Consider the following 288-nt stretch of genomic DNA (forward strand, 5'->3'; position numbering starts at 1 on the left):
CGCTGTTACGACACACTAATTGAAACTTTGATTGCTCTTTGAAAACTGAACAGTGTAAAAGCCAAGCGTACCACAGAAATGTGGACCTAATCAATTTATTAGAGTTAAGGATAACTTTTTATGCCCTTGTGATGATGCTTATGTAGCTGAATCACAGGACGAGAAACTCTAAATGCTAAAACATTAAAAGTTTCTATGGAGAGTTTGATCCTGGCTCAGGACGAACGCTGGCGGCGTGCCTAATACATGCAAGTCGAGCGAGGAATTGGAAGCTTGCTTCTAATTCCT

1 rRNA gene is annotated in these 288 nt (G+C 40.6%); it reads left to right on the forward strand.

The annotated features are described in order from the left end of the window. Positions 1-192: 192 nt before the first annotated feature. Positions 193-288, forward strand: a 16S ribosomal RNA gene (locus TEPIDINF_RS14880); the annotation flags it as partial.

The organism is Tepidibacillus infernus (genome assembly GCF_048898065.1).
Taxonomy (GTDB): Bacteria; Bacillota; Bacilli; order Tepidibacillales; family Tepidibacillaceae; genus Tepidibacillus_B; species Tepidibacillus_B infernus.